Source organism: Alicyclobacillus tolerans (assembly GCF_048984885.1).
In the GTDB taxonomy this organism is placed as follows: Bacteria; Bacillota; Bacilli; order Alicyclobacillales; family Alicyclobacillaceae; genus Alicyclobacillus_I; species Alicyclobacillus_I tolerans.
Genome location: NZ_JBMGNK010000002.1, coordinates 2,550,996 through 2,577,308, shown reverse-complemented (window position 1 = coordinate 2,577,308; position 26,313 = coordinate 2,550,996). Strand labels below are relative to the sequence as shown.

Genomic DNA, 26,313 nt, shown 5'->3' with positions numbered 1-26,313 from the left:
CCAATGATGCAACGCATATTGGCTTACGGTTACATCATGGAGCTGAAACAAGCGCGCCTAGCAAATTGTTCATTTGCCCACTGCCAATTCCAGTGACCAAGTCGTAACCGGGTAAAGCTGGGTTGCCATTACTGCCGGAAGTAATATCGTGAAAGTAAGTTTCGTATCCAGTGCTATCTGTTGTACCCGCAAGATTATAGAGATCGGTATTTAATTGAATGTTGGAAAATGGATTTTTACCGGCAGCTACTCTTCCTTCATCAGCCAATGCTATCATGGCTGCCCAACTAGGAGCTCCAACACTGGTTCCGCCAACTACAAACCAACCTGACTGTCCTTGATCGGGCGTACTGTCATAGATAGCAACACCTGTACTTGGATTGGCATCCCAAGCCACGTCAGGAATACCACGTTGCGTACCTACGACGGATTGCCAGTTGTTTTGATAAGCTGGACGGGACTCATATTGACTGGTCCCTCCGCCTGAGTCTGACCAAGCTGTCTCGCTTTGCCATGTACCATTGCTGTTTAGATTTAGAGTTGTGCCACCGACAGAGAGGACGTAAGGAGAAGCGGCTGGCCATTCTGCACCAGCTCCACTATCACCTGCAGAGGCGGTATAAACAATCCCTTGATGTTGAAAATCGCTGTCGTAACTTGTTTCACCTGAAAATTCGGAACCACCCCAACTATTGGAAACCACTTGAGCCCCATGAGAAGACGCATAGTTAATAGCATCAACTAAATCGGATGTAGAAGCTGATTTGGCTACCACTAATAGGATTTTGGCATCAGGTGCTAAAGCATGTACCCATTCGACGTCAAGGGAAGTCTCTAAAGCCCAACCACTGTCAGTTTTATTCGGTGTTCCATCAGGATAAGCAATCGTTACATTGGCGCTTGGCAAACCAAATTGAGAATCAAATGTATTCAAATCGCTTTGGATTGTTGGACTGCCATACGCGTCTATAATCGCTACGGTTTCTCCTGCACCGGTATAGGATGTGCTGTTTATGCCATAAGCTGTTTTAATCTGTAAAGGGGTATATCCTGATTGATAAGAAGATGTTGCATTGCCTCGAATGTGAATAGGAGGATGGGCTTCCCACACGGGCTTATGAACACTGACTTGTGGCGAAGCAATTCCGACAAGAGCGAGAGGGCTTAAAGAGAATAAGCTTATAGGTAATTTCCAATTTTTAATTCCCATTTTCTGCCACCTCATTAAGATGTAAGTTATTTATATGGGATATTTTCGTTTAGAAAATTGGATTAATTTCCACTTGCGTACCATGTGGCATTAAAGGACGTCGAAGAGAGTAAAGAACCTACACCGGATAACAGTTGACCACTGGAATCATACATATCAATTCCACTGTTGTTGTCATCTCCAAGATTTTCCCAATTTCCTGTATATGCGTTATAGGCTTGGGCTTGTGTCCAGGTTTGAGATCCATAATTGGCTAATTGCGAAAGGCTTCCATTAATCTCTGGACGTTCATTAATCCATTCCGCAGTTGATCCATCATAGTAAGCAGAACCTAAATTGACCGTGGCAGATTGGGATGTTCCGTTCGTTTCGTCCTCTACATAAAATTGGGCTTGTCCATTGTTAGGATTGTAGGACACAAACGTGTACATCTCGTCGCCTGGATTGACGGTGATATTGTTAAAATTAATCTCCGGTACCCCTAAACCCCCGTTACCCAGATATTCATACCAAGCTCCATACTGTCCTGCGTTCATTTGTGTTCCATCCTGAATGAGTGCCCCTGAATTCACTCCGCCGAGGCCAACCCAACTCGATTCGAATTTATTAGCAGATGTAGAGTAATCGGTGGGTTGTGCAAATGTCCCCTGTACGGCATCCCATTGATTGTAGCTTGAGTCTGTATAGTATCCGGACCAATTGGAGGATTCTGCTGTATTGTGCATTTGACGGGAGAGTTTGTGCAGAGGTTGATTGTAAATTTGAGTAACGGTAATTACAGGAGCGGGAGATGCTTTCCAGGCAGACATTGCTTTTTTCCAAACTGCAAGTTGTGCAGGATTCGTTGGTCGAGTTGGAAATCCATACATTTTTAATTCAGTATTACTCGCAGTTAGTGGATGAAAATCAATCGGTGGGGTGGTGATAGTGTTAACAGCGCCATCTACGGTAAATTCGTATTGTTTGGCACCATTTCCAAGACTTCGTACCATAGTTGGATGAATAGTCATTGGACCTGGATGGGACAAAATTGGAGGAGCCGCGGCGCCCATTGTCGCTAAAGGAATGCAAACCATTCCAGCCAACATACTGCTGCCAATCAACATCTGCTTAACTTTTTTCCCCATATTTATGCCTCCTTTGGATGGTCGGCTAAAAGAAATAAACTTTTTCTTTTAGCCTTACCTAGTGGTTATCGACTCTACTTTTGTGTAGGTCGTGTTTCTATTATCCGATATATTCAGAAGATTGCTAGAAAAAGTTGATTAACAAAATGTTAAATGATATATCATTTCAGTCGATGTGATTCAGTGAATTCAGTCTAAAAAAGAGGAAAATGCACGAAAAATGCGAATTCTAAAGATTTATTAAAGATTTATAAACGGTTGAGAAAATAGTTTGTAAAAGTAGTCATCATTTTGTTAAGCAGATTTATCGACTCGGGAGGTGAAAAAATGCCCACATTCGGTGAGATATTACGTACAATACGTACAGAAAAACACTTAAAGCAGACTGATATTGTAGTTGAAGGGATAACATCGGCTACCATTAGTCAGTATGAAAGCAATAAGCGGTTGCCCTCGTTTGAGATCTTGACAGCGCTGGCTAAGAAATTAAATGTATCAGTTGCCGTTTTTTTCCCTGACTCAAACAATGAGGGATACAATCAGGTTTTCGCAACGCTGATGAATCAAGCGGAACGACATGAACGGCGCAAGCAATGGGAAGAAGCTCTCGAAAGTTGGGAAGCCGCACTATTATTCTGTCGCTCCCATCATTACACCAGTTATCTTTTTCAGATTTTACAACATAAAGGAATTGTTTTGGCAGAATTGAATCGCAATCAAGAAGCGATAGATACGCTTCTTGGACTCTTAATCCATCCTGAATTTACGCACGATCGCGACGAGTCCTACCAAATTCTTTCCGTGCTTGGCAAATGTGCTCGAGAACTCGGGCAAACAGAACAGTCTATCACTTTTGCCCAATTAGCAGCGAGTTTGGTAGGCCCTTCTGACGAACGATGGATTCGAATGCAGATCAATTTAGGTTCTGGTTTTCAAAATCTTGGTGAATGGGATCGCGCTATTTATTATTTCGAAAATGCAGTTGCTCGTTCTCGAGAAATTGGACATGGACTTTTAGAAGCATGGTCATTGGTAGGGCTTATTTCGGCGTATTTGAGCAAAGAAGAGCTGGATTATGTGAATGAGTATTTTGAAAGAGCCAGACAGTTGGCTGAATTATTACAAGATTTGAAACTTCGCAGATCGATTCAGCATACAGAAATCGTTTATTATCGGCTAAAAAAACAATGGATGCATGCTAAACAAACGCTTTTTGAGTTATTGCAGAGTGATGAATTATCTGATCAAGTTCGCGCAGAGTTGCTTCATGAACAGTTGTTGATAGCGGCAGGTAGTAAAGACTTCAGACTGGGTGAGGAGGCGCAACATGCGTTTGAATTTCTTTCGGTGTCGAGCTCCATGATGGGATTATTTTGGCTAGGTGCAGCTGAGTTTTATATTTCCTTTCAGAATGAAGAAAGGGCCAATGAAATACTTAGGCATGCAGCTAGTTTTTTAAAAGTCTCCCATTATCACGACACCAAACAATTATTGCAGCTTGCTAGTCTGCTTGAAAGGAGGGGCAGTCATGCGTAAAAGTCTATTTAACCAATGGATAGTTGCCACTTCGGTCTTGGCAGTAGTCGCCATTGTAACAGTTGCACCGCTTATTGGTCCTTCTCCGCCGTGGCTTTAATACCATTTACATTTGCTCTTTAACGGAACTTTTTTGATTTTTCTATTTGGCAAGTTCGTGCATTTGTAAGGATGCCGCAATCACCACGAGCTTTTCTGGCTCGGGGTGTTGCGGCTTGTTTGTCCTGCTCAAAATCGGGTCCTCTTTCATACCCTGAAGTATAAAGGTGGACAGGAAGTGAAGATGTGGAATCCGATCGTTTGGCTATTATTGTAATAAGTTATAATACGAGAGAAAAAACAAAACGTTGCATCGAACATCTCTTGCGTAATACAGATTTGCCTTTTTTACTGTGGATCGTTGACAACGGATCGACGGATGGCAGTCTAGAGATGCTGCGTGCGTTTCAACAGAGATATGAAAAAAAGATTACTCTTTTGGAAAACCGCATAAATTTAGGGTATGCAGGTGCTATGACTCGTGTTTATAGGCAAATACCTGAGGACTATCATGTGGCGTATGTCAATTCTGATGCCTATGTAGGTCCGGGGTGGGCAAGTCGTTTGTGTCGGCACTTCTATCGAGATGAACGAGTCGGTGCTGTAGGACCGCTTGGCGCGATTCTAGGCGGCCAACATGATTTTCTACATCGTTTTGGTTCTATTCCCGTAGATTTAGCGCAACCTTGGTCATCTGTACATGAAGTATTCCTGACGAAAATCAATCAGCAATTGTCAAGTCAAGAAGTTGTGGCAGAAACCAGCAAACTGCTCATTGGTGCTGTCATGATGGTCAATGCTAACGCTCACCAGCAGTTGGGAGGGCTCGATCCGCTCTATACTTTTGGGGTGGACGATTTTGATTATTCACTCAGGTTGCGTATTGCATCTTGGAAACTTCTCATCGCGTTAGATACGTTTGTATTTCATGACAATCGTTCTACAGTCCAACTGGTCGGGCAAGGAAATCATTTCACAGAAACTGCTTGGAACTACTTTAACCGTAAGTGGAGTGGCTGGTTTTCTGATCTGAACTGGGACGATTTATTTCTTAACCGCGCTTCTACAGTTTGGCCACCATTTGAGTATAAAGAATATTTGAGTGTAAACTAAATTTTAACGTTTCATGATGGAAGGAAACGGGGACGGAGGGGTGATTTATGGAATATGTTAAATTTGGCCGTACAGGACTTGAAGTTTCGCGAATTTGTCTGGGTTGTATGAGTTATGGTGTACCGGAACGAGGTAATCATCGATGGGTATTGCCGGAAGCGGAAAGTCGACCTTTTATCAAACTTGCTTTGGAACTTGGCATTAATTTTTTTGATACGGCTAATGTGTATTCTGACGGGACGAGTGAAGAGATTTTAGGAAGAGCTTTGCACGATTTAGTTCCACGCGAGGAAGTGGTTATTGCCACTAAGGTGCATGGAAGAATGCGTTCGGGTCCAAATGGTGCGGGATTGTCACGTAAGGCAATTTTTCATGAAATTGATCAGAGTTTGCGTCGTTTGGGAACAGATTATGTTGATCTTTATCAAATTCATCGATGGGATTATCAAACTCCCATAGAAGAAACCATGGAAGCCTTGCACGATCTCGTTAAAGCAGGGAAAGTTCGTTACATAGGTGCTTCATCCATGTATGCTTGGCAATTCATGAAAGCTCAGCGGGCGGCGGAACGCAATCATTGGACACGTTTTGTTTCCATGCAAAATTATGTCAATCTGTTGTATCGAGAAGAAGAACGGGAGATGTTACCGCTTTGCAAAGAAGACGGAGTCGCGGTTATCCCATGGAGCCCTCTTGCTCGTGGTCGTCTGACACGCAAATGGGATGAGGTAACGGCACGCTCGGAAACGGATGAGTTCGGTAAGTCGTTATATGCGGTAACTGCTGATGCGGACAAACGTATTGTGGATACTGTGGAGGCCATCAGCCGGGAAAGAAACTTACCCATGGCACAAATTTCACTCGCTTGGCTCCTGCAAAAAGAAGGCATTACCGCGCCCATTATTGGAGCTACAAAGATGAGACACTTGAAGGACGCTGTCGCTGCACTGGATGTACATCTAACTCATGAAGAAGTGAAACGATTAGAAGAGTTTTATGTACCGCATCCGGTATTAGGATTTCGTTAAGTTTTGATTGAAGATTTTCTTCATTTCGGCTTGTCTTGCAAATTATTTGCAATCTTTCTCACACAATTTGGGCGAATTCGATAGAATAGAGTATATAGGCGCAAGCGCCGCCAATAGGCGGCGCTGCGTATGTAGAAAGGGGACAGTCTGATGCAGGCGGTCAAGGCTATGGACTTAGAAGAACAATTAGGAGCACATAATTATCATCCTTTACCGGTGACACTGGTCAAAGGTGAAGGTGTTTGGGTTGAGGATGAGCATGGCAAACGTTATATGGATATGTTGAGTGCGTATTCAGCGCTTAATCAAGGGCATCGCCATCCTAAAATTATTCATGCTCTAAAGGAACAGGCAGATCGGATTACTTTAACTTCACGCGCGTTTCATAATGACAAACTAGGAATTCTTTATGAACGACTAGCTCAATTGACAGGGAAAAACATGTTTTTGCCGATGAATACAGGTGCGGAAGCGGTGGAAACAGCTGTTAAAGCAGTTCGACGCTATGCTTACGATATCAAAGGCGTACCTGACAATCAGGCAGAAATTATTGTAGCAAGCGGTAATTTTCACGGGCGAACGACTACAATTATTTCCTTTAGCTCAGATGTAGAATATCAGCGTGGATTTGGACCGCTTACACCAGGTTTTCGTATTGTACCCTATGGAGATATTGAGGCATTAAAAGAGGCTATTCAACCCCATACGGCTGCCTTTTTAGTCGAACCTATTCAGGGGGAAGCGGGGATTATCATTCCGCCCAAAGGGTATTTGCAACAAGCTTATGAACTTTGCCAAAAACATCAGGTGTTGTTTGTGGCAGATGAAATACAAACGGGGCTGGGCCGAACCGGAAGAATGTTTGCTTGTGATTGGGAAAATGTTACACCTGATATGTACATCATTGGTAAAGCTCTGGGCGGAGGAGTCTTTCCAGTTTCGGCTGTTGCTGCAAATCGAGAAATACTTGGTGTTTTTGAACCTGGTTCACACGGTTCAACATTTGGCGGAAATCCATTGGGGAGCGCCGTAGCAGTAGCAGCATTGGATGTTATAGTTGAGGAGAAGTTAGCCAATCGTTCTGCAGAATTAGGAGAGTATTTCTTAGAACAATTGCGGCAATGCCAAAGTCCGGTCATTCGTGAAGTGCGCGGGCGAGGTCTGTTCATTGGAATGGAGTTAACCCAACCAGCGCGGCCATTTTGTGAGGCGTTAATGAAAGAAGGTCTGCTTTGCAAGGAAACACATGAAATGACCATTCGCTTTGCTCCACCGCTTATTATTCAAAAACAAGAAATTGATTGGGCTGTAGAGAGAATAAAAAAAGTGATCATGGAAGCCGGTCAATAAGTCAAATCAAAACTAACCCCCTGGATGGTTTATTAGGGGGTTAGTGATATCCAATGGATTCATATAGCCCGACATACGATCTAAGTTCACGCTCTCTGGCTATTTGATGGAACTGTATTATCCTCCTGTTGCCCTTTGCACCATTTGTTAGCCCAAACTTGAATGGATTCCAGAGCTGGCGCTAAATCGCGGCCTTTTTCTGTAAGTTTATATTCTATACGAACGGGAGTTTGCGGATAAACAATCCTCTCCAGAATTCCAGCGTTCTCTAATTCTTTAAATCTTTCTGTCAGCATACGCGCACTCATTCCAGGAATAGATTCTTCTATTTCTGAAAAGCGCTTGGCTCCATCCAGCAGGGATCGCAAAATAAGACCTGTCCAGCGCTTACCCAAAAGCGAGAAAGCTTCTTCAAATTTAGGACAGACAGTATATTCCTGCATGATTCATCACCTCGATAGATTCATCTTAACATATCTGCTTGACAAAAGTAATTAAATTATATAGTATGATATTAGGTTACTAAAAATAATCTAATTACACAAACTAACCCTATTGTGAAGGATAACGTTGAACTGAGAAAGGAGTTTTCTAAATGGCTACACAGAAAGTTACTGATCAAACATTTGCTTCGTTGCTTCAACAAGGCAAACCCGTTCTTGTTGATTTTTGGGCGGCGTGGTGTGGTCCATGTCGCATGATGGCTCCTGTACTGGAGGAATTGTCTAACGAATATGCTGATAAACTGATTGTGGCTAAGCTTGATGTGGACGAAAATCCCCAAACCGCAAGTCAATTTGGCATTATGAGCATCCCTACGCTGCTTTTATTTGAAAATGGTCAAGTAAGCAAATCAGTTGTTGGTTTCCGTCCCAAAGAACATTTAGTGGCGGAATTATCTAGCGTACTTACTTAACTTTTCCTTTAAAAAAATTCTATAAGATTGCATGTGTGATTAGAAATAAATTTCTATTGCCGACTGGGTGTACATGATGGATACTGCCAAGTCGGCAGTTTTTTGCGCTTTTTTGCAGATAGAGTATGAAACTTTTTTCCACAGTACATATGGAATTTCTACTTTCAACAAAGTGCGTACATATTTGGTTTGTCGTGATCGTACTTATCATTCTATATTTGTCAATCTTGTCTATAGGGCATTTGAGTCAAGCAGAATTTTAAAATCAGTAGGGAGGCGTTGGAATGTCTGTAGAAATATCAGAATTATCGGATATGATTGCTTCCATGCGAGATCAGTTAATCCGTTGGAGACGACATTTACACCGAAATCCAGAGCTGTCGTTTCAAGAGAAGAAAACATCTCAATTTGTCTATGACACGCTAGTTCAGTTTCCTAATTTGCTACTTTCTAGACCTACACCTACGAGTGTCATGGCTCGCCTTATAGGAGCACATCCTGGTCCGGTACTGGCGATTCGAGCCGATATGGATGCTTTGCCTATTCAAGAAGAAAATCAATTTGATTTTATATCTTCAGTGCCGGAGACTATGCACGCTTGTGGCCACGATGGACATACTGCCATCTTGCTTGGTACAGCGAGGATTTTGAGTGAATTGCAGTCCGAATTGCATGGGGAAGTTCGCTTCCTTTTTCAGCATGCTGAAGAATTGTTTCCAGGTGGAGCTTCACAAATGGTGGCTGCTGGTGTCTTGGATCATGTAGAGGCTGTTATAGGGTTACATCTTTGGTCGCCGCTTGAAGTGGGAAAGATTGCCATTAAATCCGGGCCGTTTATGGCAGCCCCAGATGTATTTCATATTACCATTCAAGGCCGGGGGGGTCATGCCGCTATGCCTCAAGCTGTGGTCGATCCGATTCTTACGGCTGCCCATGTGGTCACCGATTTGCAACAAATTGTTTCACGCAGAATAAATCCATTACAACCAGTTGTTCTTTCTGTGACGCAGTTTCATGCGGGTACAGCTCATAATATTATTCCTGAGAAAGTTGAATTAAATGGGACGGTACGTACTTTTCAGGCAGAATTGCGCAAACAGATACCACAGATGATGGAACAGATTGTCGCTGGGATTTGTAGTGCACATGGTGCAACCTACTCTTTCCACTATGAAGAAGGATATCATCCTGTGGTCAATGATGAACCATTGACGGATAAAATTCGAGCCGTGCTGATTGAAGTTTTTGGGGATGAGACTGTCATTGAAGGAGAACAGCATATGGGGGGAGAGGATTTTTCAGCTTACCAGCAATCGGTGCCAGGTACGTTCTTTAATGTGGGGGCTGGAAATGTGGAAAAAGGAATTATATATCCGCATCATCATCCCAGATTTACGATTGACGAGGATTCCCTACCAGTAGGGGTCAAGGCGTTTGTCAGTATAGTTCTACGTACAATGGTCGATTGATAACCAAATAGGAGGGGTGAAAATGGCCATTCGTTGGCTAGCTTGTTTACCTATTATTGTAATTTTTGGAGGCGTTTTTTTTGTCAATCATGTTTATCCTATTTTACTAGGTATGCCATTTCTCTTCTTTTACATGGTGATGGCTATTCTTTTCACTTCTGTTTGTATGGCTGTCATATATCATTTCGATCCGGCCAATAAGGAGGAATAGAGCATGCATGAAGCTCCCATCATTCTCATATTTGCAACCATGTTGGTGGCACTATGTCTGGCGCTTTTATCGAAAAAAAGAAAACGTTTGGATATGGAACAATGGTCGGTAGGCGGCAGAAGATTTGGAGTTCTTTTTGTTTTTCTTTTGTTGGCAGGAGAAATTTACACTACGTTTACGTTTCTTGGTGGCAGTGGATGGGCTTATGGAACAGGTGGTCCAACAGTCTATATTTTGGCTTATGGAGCAGTAGCCTATTTGTTCTCTTATTTTCTCTTGCCTCCTATTTGGAGATATGCCAAACGTCATCAACTCATTTCTCAACCAGATTTTTTTGTTCGTCAATTCAATAGCCCTGCTTTAGGTGTTTTAGTTGCTTTGGTGGGAGTTGTCGCTATTATTCCTTATCTTCAGTCACAGATGACAGGGCTTGGTCTGATTGTTCAAATGGCTTCGTATGGCGCTTTGCCTCAATGGGTGGCTATTGCTATAGCCATGTTTCTGTTGGCGATATATGTAACCGTTAGTGGCATTTATGGTACGGCATGGACAGCTGTATTAAAAGATATACTCATTCTGGCAGTTGTTCTAGTTGTAGGTATTGCTTTACCCATTCGTGCTGGTGGCTTACATCAATTGATGGTTCATATAAATCAAGAGAAGCCTGGGTTTTTAACACTTGGGCAACATGGCATGGGAATTCCTTGGTTTCTCTCCACAGTTGCCTTGACAGGACTCGGATTCTATATGTGGCCACATGCTTTTGGTGCGGTTTATACCGCTAAAAATGAACGAATCTTTCGAAGAAACGCTACTTTTTTACCGCTGTATCAACTGATTCTATTGTTTGTCTTCTTTGCAGGGTTTGCTGCCATATGGATTGTACCTGGTCTTAAAAATACTAACCTAGCATTGCTGGCTGCAGTCCAAAAGACATTTCCGGCTTGGCTTGTTGGTGTGATAGGTAGCGCAGGTGTGTTGACAGCGATTGTGCCTGGTTCACTCATGATGATGTGTGCAGGGACACTTGTGGCAGAAAATCTTTACAAACCATACTTTAAGAATGCTTCTTCTCAACAGGTGCAACGGGTGGCGCGTGTTGTAGTTTGGTTGGTAGCCATTGTCACTTTTCTTTTTTCCATTCATAGCAATGCTACAATCGTTGCGCTGTTACTCATGGGATACAATTTTGTTTCTCAATTTTTCCCCACTGTGCTTTTGACCTTATTTGCTCCATCGAATGTGACAAAAGCAGGGGCTTTCAGCGGGATCGTCATAGGGGTCGTTTTGGTGGTCTACTTTACGCTCACTAAACAATCCATTCTTTGGGGAGCCAATACAGGTTTTTGGGCGCTCCTCGTCAATATGCTGGTTGTACTCTTGGTTTCTGTTGCGACACGTCAGAAAAGTTTATCTCCTGTGCAAGTCAACACAGGGATGTAAGGTTTCTATAGACTTGCCAATTCAGCGGCCGAGATTGGATCGGCCGCTTTTGGGTTGTGAAAATTATTTTTCAATGAGATGTGCTAATAATTGATGGCGTATAGTTTCAGGAATGGGTTCGCTTTTTTGATGGATAAAGTTAAAGTTGACATAGACAGTTGTCGCAGTGACACAGAGGTTGCCCTCCTGCTCAATCTCTTCGTTGAGGGTCAAACTGCTGTTGCCAATGCGTTCAATGGCTGTGCGGATTTCTACTTTTTTACCATAAAAAATTTGGTTGAGATAACGGATACGCGTTTCAGCTACAACCATCTTCCAATCAGCAAAGGATAAGTTGGGTGTAAAGAGACGAAACAGTTCTTCTCTTCCAGCCTCAAGCCAAACAGGGATAGTGGTATTATTGATATGTCCTGAACCGTCGGTTTCTGAGACTCTTGGTTGAATGATGGTTCTCCACATTGTTTTTATCGCTCCTCATCGCCATTCTATGGATGATTTTAACCTTTGCTTTAACTAAGGCAAATTTGATAAGTAAGTTTTCTTTTTATGGAATAGAAAAAAGATAAAAAGTTCAAAATGAGGTGTATCTAGTTGAAAATGCGTGCCGCTGTTTTGCGAGAAATGGGGTTACCCAAACCGTATTCTCAGAGTAAACCATTGTCTATTGAAGAAGTAGAATTGCATCCGCCTCAAGCGGGGGAAGTATTGGTGAAAATTCATGCTGCCGGGCTCTGTCATTCGGATTTATCTGTTTTAGAGGGTAATCGCCCACGTCCCATGCCTATGGTACTGGGGCATGAAGCGGCAGGAGAAGTGATAGAAGTCGGGGCGGGGGTGCAAGATATTCGTCCAGGACAGAAAGTCGTCTGCGCTTTTGTGCCAAGCTGCGGACATTGCGCGCCATGTCGCGAAGGCAGGCCAGCCCTCTGTGAACCAGGTGCGGTAGCCAATGGAGCAGGAGAGTTGTTGACGGGAGGTCGACGTCTCTATGCTGGGAAAAATGTACTCCATCATCATCTAGGAGTTTCAGCGTTTGCTGAATACGCCGTGTTATCGCAACATTCTATCGTCCCTGTGGAGACAGAACTTCCTTTTTCTCAATTAGCTCTATTTGGATGTGCTGTCATGACCGGAGTAGGGGCGGTTATTCACACAGCCCGTTTACCTGTTGGGGCGAGTGTTGCTGTGGTTGGTCTGGGAGGTGTTGGCCTTTCAGCGTTGATGGGAGCACGGTTGGCGGGAGCTCGCCAAATGATAGCCATTGATACCCAGCCGGCTAAATTAGCTCTTGCAAGCGAGCTTGGTGCTACGCATACGTACGACGCTCGTTTGGACAATCTGGTTGAACTTGTCAGAGAAGAAACTGGTGGTGGCTTGGAGTTTGTCTTTGAGACGGCTGGCGTGGTTACTGCCTTGGTCAATGCTTATCAGATTACACGTCGAGGAGGGACCACAGTTACTACTGGATTACCTCATCCTCATCACATGTTCTCTATTCCACAGGTATCAATTGCTGCTGAAGAACGAACAATTAAAGGCTCGTATGTAGGTAGTTGTATCCCCTCGCGTGATATTCCACGCTTCATTCAACTTTGTGAACAAGGTTTGCTGCCTGTACAGAAGTTGCTTTCCAAAACAATGCCATTGGAAGATATCAATCAAGGATTTGATGAACTGGCTGGCGGTGAAGCTAGTAGATTGGTAGTTGTCATGTAAGGGGGAGATGTTTTGGGAATCGATTGGATAACAAAAGTTGGCATTCAAATTCCTATCATTCAAGCTGGTATGGCAGGAGGACCTACGACTCCTCAATTGGTAGCATCGGTTTCCAATGCTGGCGGTCTAGGAACGCTTGGAGCTGGATATATGAAGCCTGGCGATTTGCGTGATGCCATTCGCCAAACGAAATTACAAACAGAAAAACCGTTTGCGGTCAATTTGTTTATTCCAGAAAAAAATAATCGATCGATTCATCAAGAGCATGGTCAGCAGATGGAAAAAGCTCTTCAAAAGATCCGCCTTAGACTGGGACTTGCCGAGCAAACCCAAACCCAATGGCCTCAGAGTCAGGAATCACTTTTTGAACAACAAATGGAAGTTGTCATCAATGAAGAGGTTCCTGTTTTCTCGTTTACATTCGGACGATTATCGCAAGAATGGATAAATCTTTGTAAACAAGCAGGGATTTATATGATAGGTACGGCCACAAGTGTGCATGAAGCTGAACAATTGGAAAAATCTGGTGTGGATGCAGTAGTCGCGCAAGGCTACGAAGCTGGCGGACATCGTGGTACGTTTGATCACGCTGTGGAAGAGGCTTGTATAGGGAGCATGGCTCTATTGCCTCAAGTGGTGGATGCTGTGCAAATCCCGGTCATAGCCGCAGGAGGTTTGATGGACGGCAGAGGTGTGGCGGCCGCATTTTTGCTAGGCGCGCAAGCTGTTCAAATGGGAACGGCTTTTTTGACTTGTTATGAGAGTGGAGCACACCCTGCTTATCAAGAAAAACTTCTTCAAGCTGAAGAAACGGATACGCGTTTGACAAAAATTTACTCAGGAAAATCTGCTCGTGGTTTGATCACGGCAATGATGAATGAACTGGCTGATTTGGAAGATGCCACGTTGCCGTATCCTATACAGAACGAGTGGACTCGCGATATTCGCAATCGTGCCGCACAAATAGGAAATGTGGACTATATGTCACTTTGGGCCGGACAAGGAATTCGTTTGCAACGCAGGCGTCATGCTGCAGAACTCGTAAGCGAGACCTGGCAAGACGCCTTACACCGATTGGACGACTGGGGAAAGATTGCCCGCAGTTTCCTATAAAAGTCCAAGTACAATGCTTGCTTTATTTCGTGGATGAATTGAGTGCCTGCCCTGTCAGAAAGCTCATTAATAAAGTCGTAGCAGCACGCACAGTCAAGTCACGCACATCGCGTTCTGGGTCAATACAAACGAGATCGAAACCTATAACGTCTGGCTGGCTGCCGAGCCATTCCAGGGCTTCAATTGCTTGCCACATATCCAGACCACCGCTGCTCGGCGCTGGTACAGCGGGCGCAAAACTTTGGTCTATGACATCCATGTCAAAGCTGACGTAGATAGCGTCCACCTGCTTACGCAATCGATTTACTTCTTGCTCGATTAAAGTCATCAGCCCAGTATGTCGCACTTGCCGGGCGCTGTGGACTGTTACTCCGTGTTGCAGAACGTACTCATGATAGATCCGGCTGTTTACATAATCCTGGATACCAATCTGTACAATATTTTTGCCCTTAAAATTCCCCGACTCTAGTACCGTACGAAATGGAGTGCCATTGCTGCGTCCGCCATCTTGCAAGTTACGCACATCATGATGCGCGTCAAAATGGAGGATTCCATAGTTTCCCGGTCGAGCTTGAGCCAATCCGAGCAGCGATGCCCCGGTTATTGCGTGATCGCCACCTAAAAGAATCAAACGTTGATGAGGAAATTGTTTCCAATAATCGAGACAAGCCCATTCAATGGCTTCCAAGCAAGCGTTTAAGTCTGTCAAATGCATGCGGATATTTCCCATGTCTACCAAACGTAAATGTTCGCTCAAGTCCAGACGATGGTAAATTGAAAAGGGAGTAAAAGTTTGAAATAGAGAACGAATAGCGTCTGGCAGGCGAAAGGCCGCAGAGTGGCTGATGGATGTTTTGGATAGTGGGGCTCCAAGTAACGCTGTGTCGAATTCAATCGATTCGTCATAAGGACGTATCCAGTCCATAACTTTTTGATCAAGATGGTCACGAAAGCGAGTGCCTGCTTTTTCTACACCGCGAATCATAAGTATTTTTCTCTCCAATCAAGGATTATCGATATAAAGACCGTTTACCACCACATGTTGGCCTTTTTTCCAAACATCTGCTATATGGTTGATACCAAAGTGGTAGACCAAATAGGCAGGATTGTCCGCGTTGAATAGACAGAGATCTGCCTGTTTACCTACTTCAATAGAGCCTACGCGATGAGCTTGGCGAATGGCATGTGCGGAATTGATGGTTACAGCTGTCAAAATTTCTTCAGGCGTCATGCGCAGTTCATTGGCTGCCAGAGCCATAATGAATTGCAACGATTCTGTCGGACAACTGCCAGGATTATAATCTGTGGCCAGTGCCACGGGGGCTTGAAGCGTATCTATGAGAAAGCGTGCGCGCGCAGGCTTGGCACGTAAGTTCCAGGAAGTTCCGGGTAACAGTACAGGCATGACGCCAGCTGATACCAATGACCGCAGACCGTTTTCACTGGCTGCTAATAAATGGTCAGCAGAAACAGCTCCGAGTTTAGCGGCTAGTTCCGCACCACCCAGCGGTTCGACTTCGTCAGCGTGAATTTTCAATCCGAAACCAGCTTTTTGAGCGGCTTCCAAAAATCTTTCGCTTTGTACCACACTGAATACACCATGTTCGCAAAAAATATCGGCAAAATCAGCCAACTGCTCAGCTTGGATGGCTGGCAGTAATTGAATCATCTGTTCTAAAAAAGCATCCGGACGATCTTGATATTCAGGCGGTATGGCATGTGGGCCGAGGAAGGTTGAAATAATTTCCACAGGCTGCAACTTCCGTAACTCTTGAGCCACACGTAACTGCAGCAGTTCAGTGGGCACATCTAGACCGTAACCGCTTTTCGCTTCTACGGTTGTTGTGCCCCAGAGGAGCATCGTTCGCAAGGAGCGAAGTGCTTGCTCTATGAGTTCTTCCCGACTTGCTCTGCGTGTAGCATGGACGGTCGAAAGAATACCCCCGCCTTGTTGCAAAATTTCCAAATAAGGGATACCGGCCAGCTTTTGCGCCAGTTCACTTTCGCGCGATCCGCTGTGCACAAGATGTGTGTGTGGATCGACGAGACCAGGCGTCAACAGTCTGCCTCGAGCATCCAGACACTCTTTGGCCTCCAGCGCTGCAGCATCTTGGCTGCTGCCCACAAAAGCAATATTGCCATCTATGATGCCTACGGCTGCGTCGTTCAATAGGCCTATTTCACGCATGGAGCTCCCGCAGTGGGGGGCAGAACCGGCTATGGTAGCGACTTGAGCGTGCACAATTAATGAATCGAATACTCTCTCTGTCATGCCAAAACTCCTTTTCCGTGAGTTCATCCTGCCCATGGATGAGCAGGATGGTTGTAATTGGTTTTTGGAGGAATGGATGACATTAATTTTCCCACATTGGAATGTTGACACCTTTTTCGCGTGCTACTTGTTCTGCTTTTTCATACCCTGCATCCACGTGACGGATGATACCCATGCCTGGATCTGTCGTCAACACGCGCTCCAGTTTACGCGCTGCGCGTTCGCTGCCGTCAGCCACTACGACCATCCCCGCATGTATGGCGTACCCCATACCTACACCACCACCGTGATGGACAGAAATCCAACTTCCTCCTGCCGCTGTGTTGACCAGTGCGTTTAAAATCGGCCAGTCAGCCACTGCATCACTGCCATCGCGCATAGCCTCCGTCTCACGGTTGGGGCTTGCCACGGAACCACAATCAAGGTGATCGCGACCAATCACAATCGGTGCGCTTAATTCACCGCTTTTTACCATCTCATTTAAGGCGAGACCAAACCGCACACGCTCACCATAGCCCAGCCAACAGATGCGTGCTGGCAACCCTTGAAATTGTACACGTTCTCTGGCTAAGGTTATCCAGCGACGCAAATGTTCATTGTCCGGGAAAAGTTTAAGAACGAGATTGTCCGTTTTATAGATATCTTCTGGGTTTCCAGAAAGCGCTGCCCAGCGAAACGGTCCTTTGCCTTCGCAAAACAAGTCGCGAATGTATGCGGGAACAAATCCAGGAAAGGCAAACGCGTCTGTTACACCCTCGTCGTAAGCTACCTGGCGAATATTATTGCCATAATCAAACACAGTCGCTCCTAGCTTTTGCAAGGAAAGCATAGCTTTTACATGTCTAGCCATACTGGACTTGGCAAGTTGAATATATCTTTCTGGGTTCTCCAGACGTAAGCGCGTGGCTTCATCGAGAGACAATCCTTGCGGGATATAACCGTTGAGCGGGTCGTGAGCTGAGGTTTGGTCAGTGACAAAGTCGGGAACCATCTCTCGCTGCACCAATTCCTCCAGAACATCCACGGCGTTGCCAAGCAGTGCTATGGATAGTGCTTTTTTCTTGATTTTAGCTTCTTTAGCCAGAGCAAGTGCTTCATCCAGGCTGTTGGCCTGAACATCGCAGTATTTCGTTTCGATACGTCGGGCGATTCGCTGCGGATCGACTTCCACCACAATGGCGACGCCTTCATTCATAGTCACGGCAAGTGGCTGTGCGCCTCCCATCCCTCCCAGTCCAGCAGTTACAGTAAGTGTACCAGCCAGTGAAGGAAGGCCTTTTTGTCTAGCCGCAGCAGCAAAAGTTTCATAGGTTCCTTGGAGGATACCCTGTGTACCAATGTAAATCCAACTTCCAGCAGTCATTTGGCCAAACATCATCAGACCTTTGGCATCTAATTCTCGAAAATGCTCCCAAGTTGCCCAATGCGGTACTAACATGGAATTGGATATCAGGACTCGTGGGGCATCCTCGTGAGTGCGAAATTTTCCGACCGGTTTACCCGATTGAATTAACAAGGTCTCATCGGATTCAAGCTGTTCTAGATTGCGCACAATGGCGTGGTAGGCTTCCCAATTGCGGGCAGCCTTGCCAATCCCTCCATAGACGACCAAATCTTGTGGACGTTCGCCTACTTCGGGATCCAAATTGTTCATCAGCATACGCAATGCGGCTTCCTGTTCCCAGCCTTTACAGCGGAGTTTTTTTCCGCGAGGGGCGTGAATCGGATATTCAAGATTAGCAGACATCCAAGCTCTCTCCTTCAAGGGACATCAATGGCAATCAACAAACGTATCCCTTCTATGGTCTTTTGCCCATCATGATAGCGTATTCAAACAGGTATGTCGCTGGAGCGGTTTGCGAAGTTAAGGCAAAGATTTGCTGACTGCAGCTTTCAGGATGTTCCAGTAATTCAAGTAAAAATTTTACTCTTGAATGGATGCTTTTTTATGGCGTCTAAACTCACTAGGCGAGAGAGCGTATGTAGCACGGAAACACTTGCTGAAATAATTGGCGTCAGCCATGCCAACCGCATCTGCTACTTCGTTGATGCTTTTATCGCTATTGGCAAGCAGTTCAGCCGCTTTGGCAAGCCGTGCAGATCTTACATAAGAAGTCACAGTAGTCTGTAAATGTTGGCGAAAAAGATGGCTTAAATGAAAACGGCTGACAGCTACTTGAACTGCGATTTCTGGGAGTGTCAAAGCAGATTGCAGATGACTGTGTATATACGCTACAGCCTGTTCTACAATAGGCGAAATCGCAGGTGTTTCTCTGCCGTCATGAGTTTGCCAAGCAGGGATAGGTTGATCATCATTTTTTTCGGCATGATGGTTAGGTGCATCACAATGGTCTAAATCGAGTTCCATTTCCTCCACCGAGAGAATCTGTATCTGATGTTCCATGGCTTGCAAGGCAGCCCTGCGTGCCAGGCGCAGCGCTTGTGGAATTTGTACTACCGTGTCCACCACTTTTTCCACTCCGATAAAGAGTCGCACAGGTAAAGGAATGGGTAAGCTGGCTAGAATGGCTTGCAACATATTGGAGAGATTCTCTTCATTCAGTACAGAATGATAGTGTGGAAAAGAGATCCACTCGTCTTCTTCTTGCCAAATTTGCAAGCATTGAGGAATATAATCGCGAGAAATCTCGGTAATATGTTGACGGATAGTAAATTTTTGCGTGTCACCCAGAAAAATTTGCGCCTCTTTGTCTAATTGCCAGCGTAAAACCATGACTTGATGGGGTGCCTGTTGCCAATCGAGATCGCTAAGAATATTCCAAAGCATCTTGGCGCTCAGTGGTTGACCCAGTATCCAATGCCTCAGCAAATATTCTTCACTCTGAACACGTTGCCAATCATACGGTTTTTTCATATAACGCCATCTTTCCCTTCCCTCTTTGGCTGGGGTGGGTAACCAGCATTTTGGTAGCGCAGTACGCCAAGTTTGGCTTCGCCCATTAAAACGCGCTGCAATCTTGTGGGTAAGTCCTCTGTAGGATGCAGTACCAGTGTCATTCCCGAGTGTAGAGATTGGCCCACACCGACACCTCCACCTTGTTGCACGGTTACCATCGTGGCGCCACTTGCGGTCATAAGCAGAGAATTTAGAATCGGCCAGTCAGCTACTGCATCGCTTCCATCTGGCATGGTTTCTGTTTCGCGATGCGGAGATGCCATGGTTGATCCGGCAAAATGATCGCGGGTGATAGCCAATGGTGCTTCAGGCGGTTGCTGGTTGAGATATTCTGGGAGCCATTCGCATAATTGTTCGCGTTCTTCGTAAGTCAACCAAACAGAACGGGCAGGCAATCCCTGAAAGTGCACGTTTTCTTGAGCATAATGCAGCCAGTGTGTCATGCGTTGATTATGTGGGTAGTGTTTGAGCAAAGCAGCATCGAGTTGAAAAATATCCTGTGCTTTTCCAGAGAGTGCAATAAATCGTAAGGGGCCATCTCCTCGACTGAGACGTTGACGGGCAAATAAAGTAATAAAGGAGGGAATATTGACTGCCTGTTCTAGACCAGCTTCTTTTGCTGCTGCACGCAAATGGTTGCCATATTCAAAGATGATGCTGCCCATTTTGGCAAAACGCAGCATAGCCGCGGTGTGACGAACCACACTTTGAGCGGATAATGTCAAATAGTGACTAGGATTTTCCGTCCGTAAACGTAAAGCTTCCGACACACTGCATTCATCTGGAATGTAGCCTCTTAACAAATCGTGGGCAGGTGTCTGGTCAGTCACAATATCAGGGACCATCCCACGGTTAGCTATAGAATCGTAAATTGTTCCAGCATGACCGAGCAAGCCAATAGAAAGGGGGTATTTCTTGCGGCATGCTGCCTGAGCCATTTGCAAGGCATTTTCTATACTGTTTGTAGCTACGTCGATATATCCTGTATCGAGTCGCCGCTGAATCTGTTCTGCGCTTACTTCTGCTACAATGGCCACTCCGCCGTTCATTTTGACGGCCAAAGGTTGCGCACACCCCATGCCGCCAAGTCCACTTGTCAAGACCCACTTGCCCAACAGTGTACCGCCCCAGGACTCGGCAACTTCACGAAGCGTTTCGTAAGTATTCTGTAGAATGCCTTGAGCGCCAATGTATGCCCAAGATGCGGCCGTGGACTGTCCATACATCAGTAAACCTTTTTGCTCTAATTGATAATGGTGCTCCCAATTTGCCCATTTGGGCACGAGCATGCCATTTGAAATAAGAACGCGCGGAGCCATGGGATGAGTAGCAAAAACGGCAACAGGTTGGCCTGACTGAATAAGCAACGTCTCGTCTTCTCGCAAGTCAGCAAGTAAGTTTTGTGTTTCTAGCAGTGCTGCTTTGTTGCGAATCGCTCTGCCGGTACCATAAACCGTCCATTCGTAAGGGTTTTCGGCTACAGCGGGGGAAAGAACATTCTCTAATAAGCGATACAAGCCTTCCTGTGGCCAACCTTGACAATGCGTAGGTTGCATTCGATAAGACATCATGTCACTCCGTTCTTTCTTGCCGTTCGCAATGAAACGCTTTCATTACCACAAATTCCTGCTAAAAGTTCGCAATATTTTGCGTAGTCTGTTGATTGAAACTGCGTTAGTCTTCCTATGAGAATCCACAATATGAGGAGGTAGTCAGCGAACATGTTCATGGAAAAGCACAGTATTGATTATATTCCAAGTCATGAGCGACATGGAAAGGCCCGAAGTTTGTTCACGATTTGGTTTTCTGCTAATGCTCAAATCACGACTGTGGTTACAGGAGTCTTGGCCATTGTACTGGGACTCAATCTAGGCTATGCCGTGCTAGCCATCGTGATCGGCAATCTGCTTGGAGGTCTCTTTATGGCTTATCATTCTGCTCAAGGTCCGAAGCTTGGCGTTCCGCAAATGATTCAAAGTAGGGCACAATTTGGGAAGATAGGGGCTATTCTGCCACTTATTTTAGTTATCGTCATGTATATTGGTTTTTTCTCGAGCAGTGCTGTGCTTGGTGCGCAGGCACTGTCTGGGGTTCTCCATCTTTCTGTCACCATGAGCATCATTATCGTGAATATCGCAGCAGTTTTACTGGTAACAATCGGCTATGACCTGATTCATACTTATGAAAAATATGTAGCTATTGTTTTTGTGATTTTATTTCTCTATATCAGTGTGCGTATGTTGCAATTTTTACCGCATGTTCACTCGACACCCGTTCCGTTTCACTGGAGTGCCTTTTTGCTGGTCATTTCCATCATGGCAAGCTGGCAACTGACCTACGCTCCTTATGTAGCAGATTATTCTCGCTATCTGCCGGAGAACACGTCGGTAACAGCTACCTTTTTCTGGACCTATTTGGGTTCAGTCATCAGTTCATCCTGGATGATGATACTAGGGGCTATGGCTGCAATAATTGCACCTAAACAATCTGCGGATATGGTTCAATATCTTGAACAACTTTCTGGAACTCATTGGTTTTTTGTCACGGGTATCATCATTTTTCTGGGCGTTTTGGCTATTAATGCTCTCAATTTGTATGGAGGATTTATGTCGGTAACGACAACGCTAGGGGCCATTCGTCATTTACATGTTACAGGTTGGCAACGCATGCTTTTTATTTTGTCAGTTGGAGCCATTGGTACGCTCATCAGCATTCTTGGACAGGGGGATTTTTTGACAGAGTACTCAAATTTCATTTTGCTGTTACTTTATTTTATAGTGCCTTGGACGTCCATTAATCTAGTGGACTTTTACTTCTTACGCAAGGGGAAATATGACATAGAAGGTATTTTGGGACGTAACGATGCTTATGCCGGCATCAATCTTGCAGCTATTGTAGCTTATGTCATAGGTGTTCTTGTACAGTTTCCCTTTATGAATACAACCTTACATGAAGGATTCATCGCTAAATGGATGCATGGCGCAGATATTGCCTGGGTGGTGGGACTGTTTGTCTCAGCATTCTTCTATTATCTGCCCATGCGTCTCCAAATGAATCGGGAACTTAGCAAGACTCAGTTAAATTTGTAAAAAATCAGAGGAATTGTTTCAAGTGAAGACGAAGTTTACAATATTGTTGGATTTATGGTTAGTTTTTCGTTTGCGATGATAGATGTCCATGAAGATTCTATTTTTTTGACAAGCATCAGAGAGAACGGCAGGAGGTTTTTTTGTGCGGGTTGTCGTGACGGGGTATGGCATCGTATCGCCGTTAGGGTTAGGGGTTCCAATCTTTTGGGATTCTTTGTTGGCGGGTGTTTCTGGTATTCATGCTTCACCCGCCTCTTTGGCCAATTGGTCACCGGCGAGCGCAGATATTCCTGATTTTCAAGCGGAGCAATTTCTAGATAAAAAACGAGCGTCGGAATTGGATCGGGCAGCGCAGATGGCGATGGTAGCCGCTCGGGAGGCCCTCACTCAGGCGGGTTACGAACAAAGTGGTGAAGTAAACTGGGGAGTACCTGTTCATCGAGTAGGTATTGCCGTTGGGACTACCTATGGAGGTGTGGGTTCGCTGGTAGAAGGTGCGGAGGCGATTTATCGACAGGGTAGGAATCGCGTCAGTCCGCGTCTGGTTACCAAATCTATGCGGAGTGGCACGGCTGGTGTACTGGCTCGTCATTATGGCGTGATGGGACCTGTGCTCACCATTTCTTCCGCTTGTGCTTCTTCGGCCAATGCTATTGGCGAGGCGGCTGCATGGATTGCTGCGGGGCGAGCGGATATTGTACTGGTGGCTGGCACAGAGTCGCTGTTCAATCCACCAATTTTAGCGAGTCTCTCTGCTTCTGGGGCGCTTGCTAAAACGGGGAATGGCGACCCATCCACCTGGTCCCGTCCGTTCGATCGCGATCGGCAAGGGATGGTCATGAGTGAGGCAGCAGCTGTGTTGATTCTTGAGTCAAGGGCACATGCTGAAGCACGTGGTAAAGAAATTTTAGCTGAATTCGTTGGTTATGGAATCTCGAATGATGCCTATCATGATACTTCCCCTCATCCGGACGGTGTTGGCGCGGCGCTCGCTATGGAACAAGCTTTGCAGCAAGCTGGACTCCAGCCGAAGCAAATTGGTTATATCAATGCCCACGCCACTGCTACGCAAGCGGGTGATGTGGCAGAGTGTCGGGCATTGCGCAAGGTGTTTGCCGATGCGTTGGCAGATATTCCTGTTAGTTCAACCAAAGGAGCTACAGGACATGCTTTGGGGGCGGCAGGTGCCTTAGAAAGTATTGTCGCTCTTTTGGCACTGCAAACGAGCCGCTTGCCAGTGAATTTGCATTGTGATGCACCGGATGAAGAAGCGCCTCCGCTTTTGGTTTTAGGTGAGGTCATGTACCGCTCTGTAGATTATGTTCTTTCCAATTCTTTTGGTTTTGGTGGGCAGAATGCTTGTTTAATTTGGAAGAGAACGATATAAAGTCATTTCTCTAAGAAACCAGGAAATAGAGAAAGGAGAAGCCAGCACATGGTCATGACGGCTGAAGAACGTCGGCAGTATTTGCAAGACTTGTTTCCGGTTTGGCCGCGATATACCTTGTCTCAGCACTTTGAACATTTATTGACTCTTTATGCCCATCGTCCACTTCTGATTGTTGAAGATAATGTGTTTACCTATGAAGAAGCGTGGGAAAAGGGAAAAGCGTTTTCCAAATCTCTTCTCAAACTTGGTGTCAAACGTCGTCAACATGTGGCGTTGCTGATGGCTAATGAGGCGGACAACTTCTTTGCGATGCTCGGAGTATGGATGATCGGTGCTGTTTGTGTGCCCATTAATACCATGTTGCGTAGCGATGAAATCCACTATCTACTGCGTCAATCAGACAGCCGTTGGTTGATTATGCACCAGACTGCCAGTGGTGTGGCTCACGATGTTGAAATAGAGAAGATTTATGATGAATTGACGAATCGTGATCGGTCTATACATCTTGAACAGGTTGTTTGTATTCAAAATAGTGAACGGCCGCTTGACGGGCGATTTATATCCTGGGAAACTTTTCAGCATCTTGCCGACGATGTCAGTGATGAGATTTGGCGCAGGGAACTTGAAAAGAATCGTTATCCAGACGAAGTGGCAGATATTATCTATACATCAGGATCAACTGGGCTGCCAAAGGGTGTCATGATTACGCACGATATGTTTTTGCGATGCGGTTTCTCCACTGCACTCAGTCGTGCTTTTGAAGATGGACGAAGAATTTATACGGCGTTGCCGCTTTACCATGTCTTTGCATTGGTGGAGGGGATTTTAGCGGCTTCTTTTGTTGGCGGTACACTGATTACTTCGCCACGATTTACCGCAACGACTACTTTGCAAATGATGGAAAAATATAAGGCGACGGATTTTCTCTGCGTACCTTCAATGCTTGTGGCAGTTGTCAATCATCCTGAAGTTTCGCGTTATGATGTCTCTGCACTGAATGCGCTGATGTGTGCAGCAGCACCTGCCCCCATTGCCATTTGGGAGCGAGCGGTAGATGTGCTCGGAGTTCAGGAAATTTGTGCGGGTTATGGTGGTACAGAGGCGACTGCAGCCACAGTACATACTGAAGTTGGGGCTCCAATTGAGATTGTGGTCAACAAAGTAGGGCGGATTAAGCCAGGTGGCTCCAGTGGCTTACCGGAATTCGGCGGGGCAAATTGTCAGTATAAAACCATTGATCCGTTTACCGGGGAGGATTTACCACCTGGCGAGGTAGGAGAGTTGACGGTCCGTGGCAATCTGGTAACGCGTGGCTATTACAACAAGCCAGAAGAAACGGCAGCGGTTATTGACAAGGACGGTTGGTTTCGTACGGGTGATCTCGGTCGAATCGATGAAGAAGGTTATCTGGAATTACTTGGGCGCAGTAAGGAACTCTACAAAATTTCAGGAGAGAATGTAGCTCCCAAAGAAGTAGAGGATGTCATTTGTAAGCATCCAGCTGTAGCTCAGGCATACGTCGTAGGTGTCAAAGATGCTATGACTCACGAAACAGGGGCTGCCTTTATTGAACTGAAACCAGGAGTGGAATGTTCGCGTCGTGATATCATAGAGTTTTGTCAAGAACGCTTGGCAAAATTTAAAATTCCTCGTCATGTATGGTTTGTCAGCGTTGAAGAATGGCCAATGACTGGAACAGGAAAGATTCAAAAATTCAAGTTGCAAGAGATGGCAGAAGCTCGTTTGAATCGTGATGAGAGTGATATGCGATTCATGGAATCCTGAACCAAGATGTCCAGGTGCCAAGAAAAATTTCTAACAAGCAAAGCTCAGCCAGCCATCTGGTGTTGGCTGGCTTTTTTCCTTGTCGGCATCGCCTGCAAGATGGGGTATTCTGACAGACCCTTACTGATGCGAGGGACTGTTACCATCAGGAATTGTATCCGTTGTGTTTGTGTGAACTGTGATATTTCTCGTCATGCATTTCATAGTGTTTGCTAGGATGCATGGAATGTGAATGCGAGTGCATGGAATGATGCATGGAATGGTGCATAGGACTGTAACTGGACTTGCTTTTCTCTGCGTAATGAGGAGAAGGTATTTTTAACATTTGTCCGGGATAAATCATATTGGGGTTGCGAATACCGTTTGCTGATACGATAGCTTGCACGGTTGTCCCGTATTTGACAGCAATATCACCGAGTGTATCGCCCTTTTGAACCATATAACGTACCATGAATGGATGGACACTCCCTTCTGTTGCTAGATCGTGGACCGTGCAGTAGTCTATGCTGATCTGCAAAAAGAGTAGCGGGATCAATGCCTATGAAGAGAATCCAAAAAGGCCTATTTAGGACGAAAAGATGATAGCGAA

General features: G+C 45.3%; 23 protein-coding genes. 13 read left to right on the top strand and 10 right to left on the bottom strand.

From position 1 onward, the window contains the following. Positions 1–34 precede the first annotated feature (34 nt). Positions 35–1,210, bottom strand: coding sequence for a S53 family peptidase (locus ACOJUR_RS13170; protein WP_420950264.1), 1,176 nt, complete (start codon positions 1,208–1,210; stop codon positions 35–37). A gap of 62 nt (positions 1,211–1,272) precedes the next feature. Then, positions 1,273–2,337: a G1 family glutamic endopeptidase gene (locus ACOJUR_RS13165; protein WP_420950263.1), complete on the bottom strand. Its 1,065-nt coding sequence runs from the start codon at positions 2,335–2,337 to the stop codon at positions 1,273–1,275. 327 nt (positions 2,338–2,664) lie between these two features. Between ACOJUR_RS13165 and ACOJUR_RS13160 the strand changes: the two genes are divergently transcribed. The 4 genes from ACOJUR_RS13160 to ACOJUR_RS13145 all read left to right on the top strand — a co-directional run bounded on the left by ACOJUR_RS13160 (position 2,665) and on the right by ACOJUR_RS13145 (position 7,403). Next, positions 2,665–3,873, top strand: a complete 1,209-nt coding sequence (locus ACOJUR_RS13160) for a helix-turn-helix domain-containing protein (RefSeq protein ID WP_420950262.1) — start codon at positions 2,665–2,667, stop codon at positions 3,871–3,873. 285 nt (positions 3,874–4,158) lie between these two features. Beyond that, positions 4,159–5,025: a glycosyltransferase family 2 protein gene (locus ACOJUR_RS13155; protein WP_420950261.1), complete on the top strand. Its 867-nt coding sequence runs from the start codon at positions 4,159–4,161 to the stop codon at positions 5,023–5,025. A 47-nt stretch (positions 5,026–5,072) separates the two neighbouring features. After that, on the top strand, positions 5,073–6,053 hold the full coding sequence (locus ACOJUR_RS13150) for an aldo/keto reductase (RefSeq protein ID WP_420950260.1): 981 nt from the start codon (positions 5,073–5,075) through the stop codon (positions 6,051–6,053). A gap of 150 nt (positions 6,054–6,203) precedes the next feature. After that, positions 6,204–7,403 (top strand): ornithine--oxo-acid transaminase, encoded by a 1,200-nt coding sequence (locus ACOJUR_RS13145; RefSeq protein WP_420950259.1) that lies wholly within the window; start codon positions 6,204–6,206, stop codon positions 7,401–7,403. An 86-nt stretch (positions 7,404–7,489) separates the two neighbouring features. Here the strand turns inward: ACOJUR_RS13145 and ACOJUR_RS13140 are convergent, their stop codons facing one another. Beyond that, complete coding sequence (locus ACOJUR_RS13140; protein ID WP_420950258.1) at positions 7,490–7,846, bottom strand: winged helix-turn-helix transcriptional regulator; 357 nt, start codon at positions 7,844–7,846, stop codon at positions 7,490–7,492. A gap of 152 nt (positions 7,847–7,998) precedes the next feature. Here ACOJUR_RS13140 and trxA point away from each other — a divergent pair, with 152 nt between their 5' ends. From trxA to ACOJUR_RS13120, 4 genes are all read left to right on the top strand, one after another. Then, the gene (gene trxA / locus ACOJUR_RS13135) at positions 7,999–8,319 is read left to right on the top strand and encodes a thioredoxin (protein ID WP_072874328.1); all 321 of its coding nucleotides are present in this window, start codon (positions 7,999–8,001) and stop codon (positions 8,317–8,319) included. A 284-nt stretch (positions 8,320–8,603) separates the two neighbouring features. After that, on the top strand, positions 8,604–9,788 hold the full coding sequence (locus tag ACOJUR_RS13130; protein ID WP_072874327.1) for a M20 family metallopeptidase: 1,185 nt from the start codon (positions 8,604–8,606) through the stop codon (positions 9,786–9,788). A gap of 22 nt (positions 9,789–9,810) precedes the next feature. Next, on the top strand, positions 9,811–9,999 hold the full coding sequence (locus tag ACOJUR_RS13125) for a DUF3311 domain-containing protein (protein WP_072874326.1): 189 nt from the start codon (positions 9,811–9,813) through the stop codon (positions 9,997–9,999). A 3-nt stretch (positions 10,000–10,002) separates the two neighbouring features. Beyond that, positions 10,003–11,442, top strand: a complete 1,440-nt coding sequence (locus ACOJUR_RS13120; protein ID WP_420950257.1) for a sodium:solute symporter family protein — start codon at positions 10,003–10,005, stop codon at positions 11,440–11,442. A gap of 63 nt (positions 11,443–11,505) precedes the next feature. Here ACOJUR_RS13120 and ACOJUR_RS13115 read toward each other — a convergent pair whose 3' ends face one another. Continuing rightward, positions 11,506–11,901, bottom strand: coding sequence for an acyl-CoA thioesterase (locus ACOJUR_RS13115; protein ID WP_072874324.1), 396 nt, complete (start codon positions 11,899–11,901; stop codon positions 11,506–11,508). 132 nt (positions 11,902–12,033) lie between these two features. Here ACOJUR_RS13115 and ACOJUR_RS13110 point away from each other — a divergent pair, with 132 nt between their 5' ends. Together ACOJUR_RS13110 and ACOJUR_RS13105 are read left to right on the top strand one after the other, a co-directional pair. Beyond that, a complete protein-coding gene (locus tag ACOJUR_RS13110; RefSeq protein WP_072874323.1) occupies positions 12,034–13,158 on the top strand; it encodes a zinc-dependent alcohol dehydrogenase family protein in 1,125 nt (374 codons plus the stop codon). 12 nt (positions 13,159–13,170) lie between these two features. Next, positions 13,171–14,271, top strand: a complete 1,101-nt coding sequence (locus ACOJUR_RS13105) for an NAD(P)H-dependent flavin oxidoreductase (protein ID WP_420950256.1) — start codon at positions 13,171–13,173, stop codon at positions 14,269–14,271. Between the two features lie 22 nt (positions 14,272–14,293). Here the strand turns inward: ACOJUR_RS13105 and ACOJUR_RS13100 are convergent, their stop codons facing one another. The 5 genes from ACOJUR_RS13100 to hutU (ACOJUR_RS13080) form a co-directional block, all read right to left on the bottom strand. Continuing rightward, positions 14,294–15,256: an agmatinase family protein gene (locus ACOJUR_RS13100; protein WP_420950255.1), complete on the bottom strand. Its 963-nt coding sequence runs from the start codon at positions 15,254–15,256 to the stop codon at positions 14,294–14,296. An 18-nt stretch (positions 15,257–15,274) separates the two neighbouring features. Then, the gene (gene hutI / locus ACOJUR_RS13095; protein ID WP_420950254.1) at positions 15,275–16,543 is read right to left on the bottom strand and encodes an imidazolonepropionase; all 1,269 of its coding nucleotides are present in this window, start codon (positions 16,541–16,543) and stop codon (positions 15,275–15,277) included. Between the two features lie 82 nt (positions 16,544–16,625). Beyond that, complete coding sequence (gene hutU / locus ACOJUR_RS13090; RefSeq protein ID WP_420950253.1) at positions 16,626–18,290, bottom strand: urocanate hydratase; 1,665 nt, start codon at positions 18,288–18,290, stop codon at positions 16,626–16,628. 177 nt (positions 18,291–18,467) lie between these two features. Continuing rightward, complete coding sequence (locus tag ACOJUR_RS13085; RefSeq protein WP_420950252.1) at positions 18,468–19,418, bottom strand: AraC family transcriptional regulator; 951 nt, start codon at positions 19,416–19,418, stop codon at positions 18,468–18,470. Beyond that, on the bottom strand, positions 19,415–21,028 hold the full coding sequence (gene hutU, locus ACOJUR_RS13080) for a urocanate hydratase (RefSeq protein WP_420950251.1): 1,614 nt from the start codon (positions 21,026–21,028) through the stop codon (positions 19,415–19,417). The genes ACOJUR_RS13085 and hutU (ACOJUR_RS13080) overlap by 4 nt, the downstream gene beginning before the upstream one ends. Positions 21,029–21,181: 153 nt before the next feature. Between hutU (ACOJUR_RS13080) and ACOJUR_RS13075 the strand changes: the two genes are divergently transcribed. The 3 genes from ACOJUR_RS13075 to ACOJUR_RS13065 all read left to right on the top strand — a co-directional run bounded on the left by ACOJUR_RS13075 (position 21,182) and on the right by ACOJUR_RS13065 (position 25,724). Beyond that, positions 21,182–22,549, top strand: coding sequence for a purine-cytosine permease family protein (locus ACOJUR_RS13075; RefSeq protein ID WP_420950250.1), 1,368 nt, complete (start codon positions 21,182–21,184; stop codon positions 22,547–22,549). 142 nt (positions 22,550–22,691) lie between these two features. Then, on the top strand, positions 22,692–23,936 hold the full coding sequence (locus ACOJUR_RS13070; RefSeq protein ID WP_420950249.1) for a beta-ketoacyl-[acyl-carrier-protein] synthase family protein: 1,245 nt from the start codon (positions 22,692–22,694) through the stop codon (positions 23,934–23,936). 48 nt (positions 23,937–23,984) lie between these two features. Further along, positions 23,985–25,724, top strand: a complete 1,740-nt coding sequence (locus tag ACOJUR_RS13065) for a class I adenylate-forming enzyme family protein (protein WP_420950248.1) — start codon at positions 23,985–23,987, stop codon at positions 25,722–25,724. 145 nt (positions 25,725–25,869) lie between these two features. Here ACOJUR_RS13065 and ACOJUR_RS13060 read toward each other — a convergent pair whose 3' ends face one another. Continuing rightward, positions 25,870–26,175 (bottom strand): LysM peptidoglycan-binding domain-containing protein, encoded by a 306-nt coding sequence (locus ACOJUR_RS13060; RefSeq protein ID WP_420950247.1) that lies wholly within the window; start codon positions 26,173–26,175, stop codon positions 25,870–25,872. Positions 26,176–26,313: the final 138 nt, after the last annotated feature.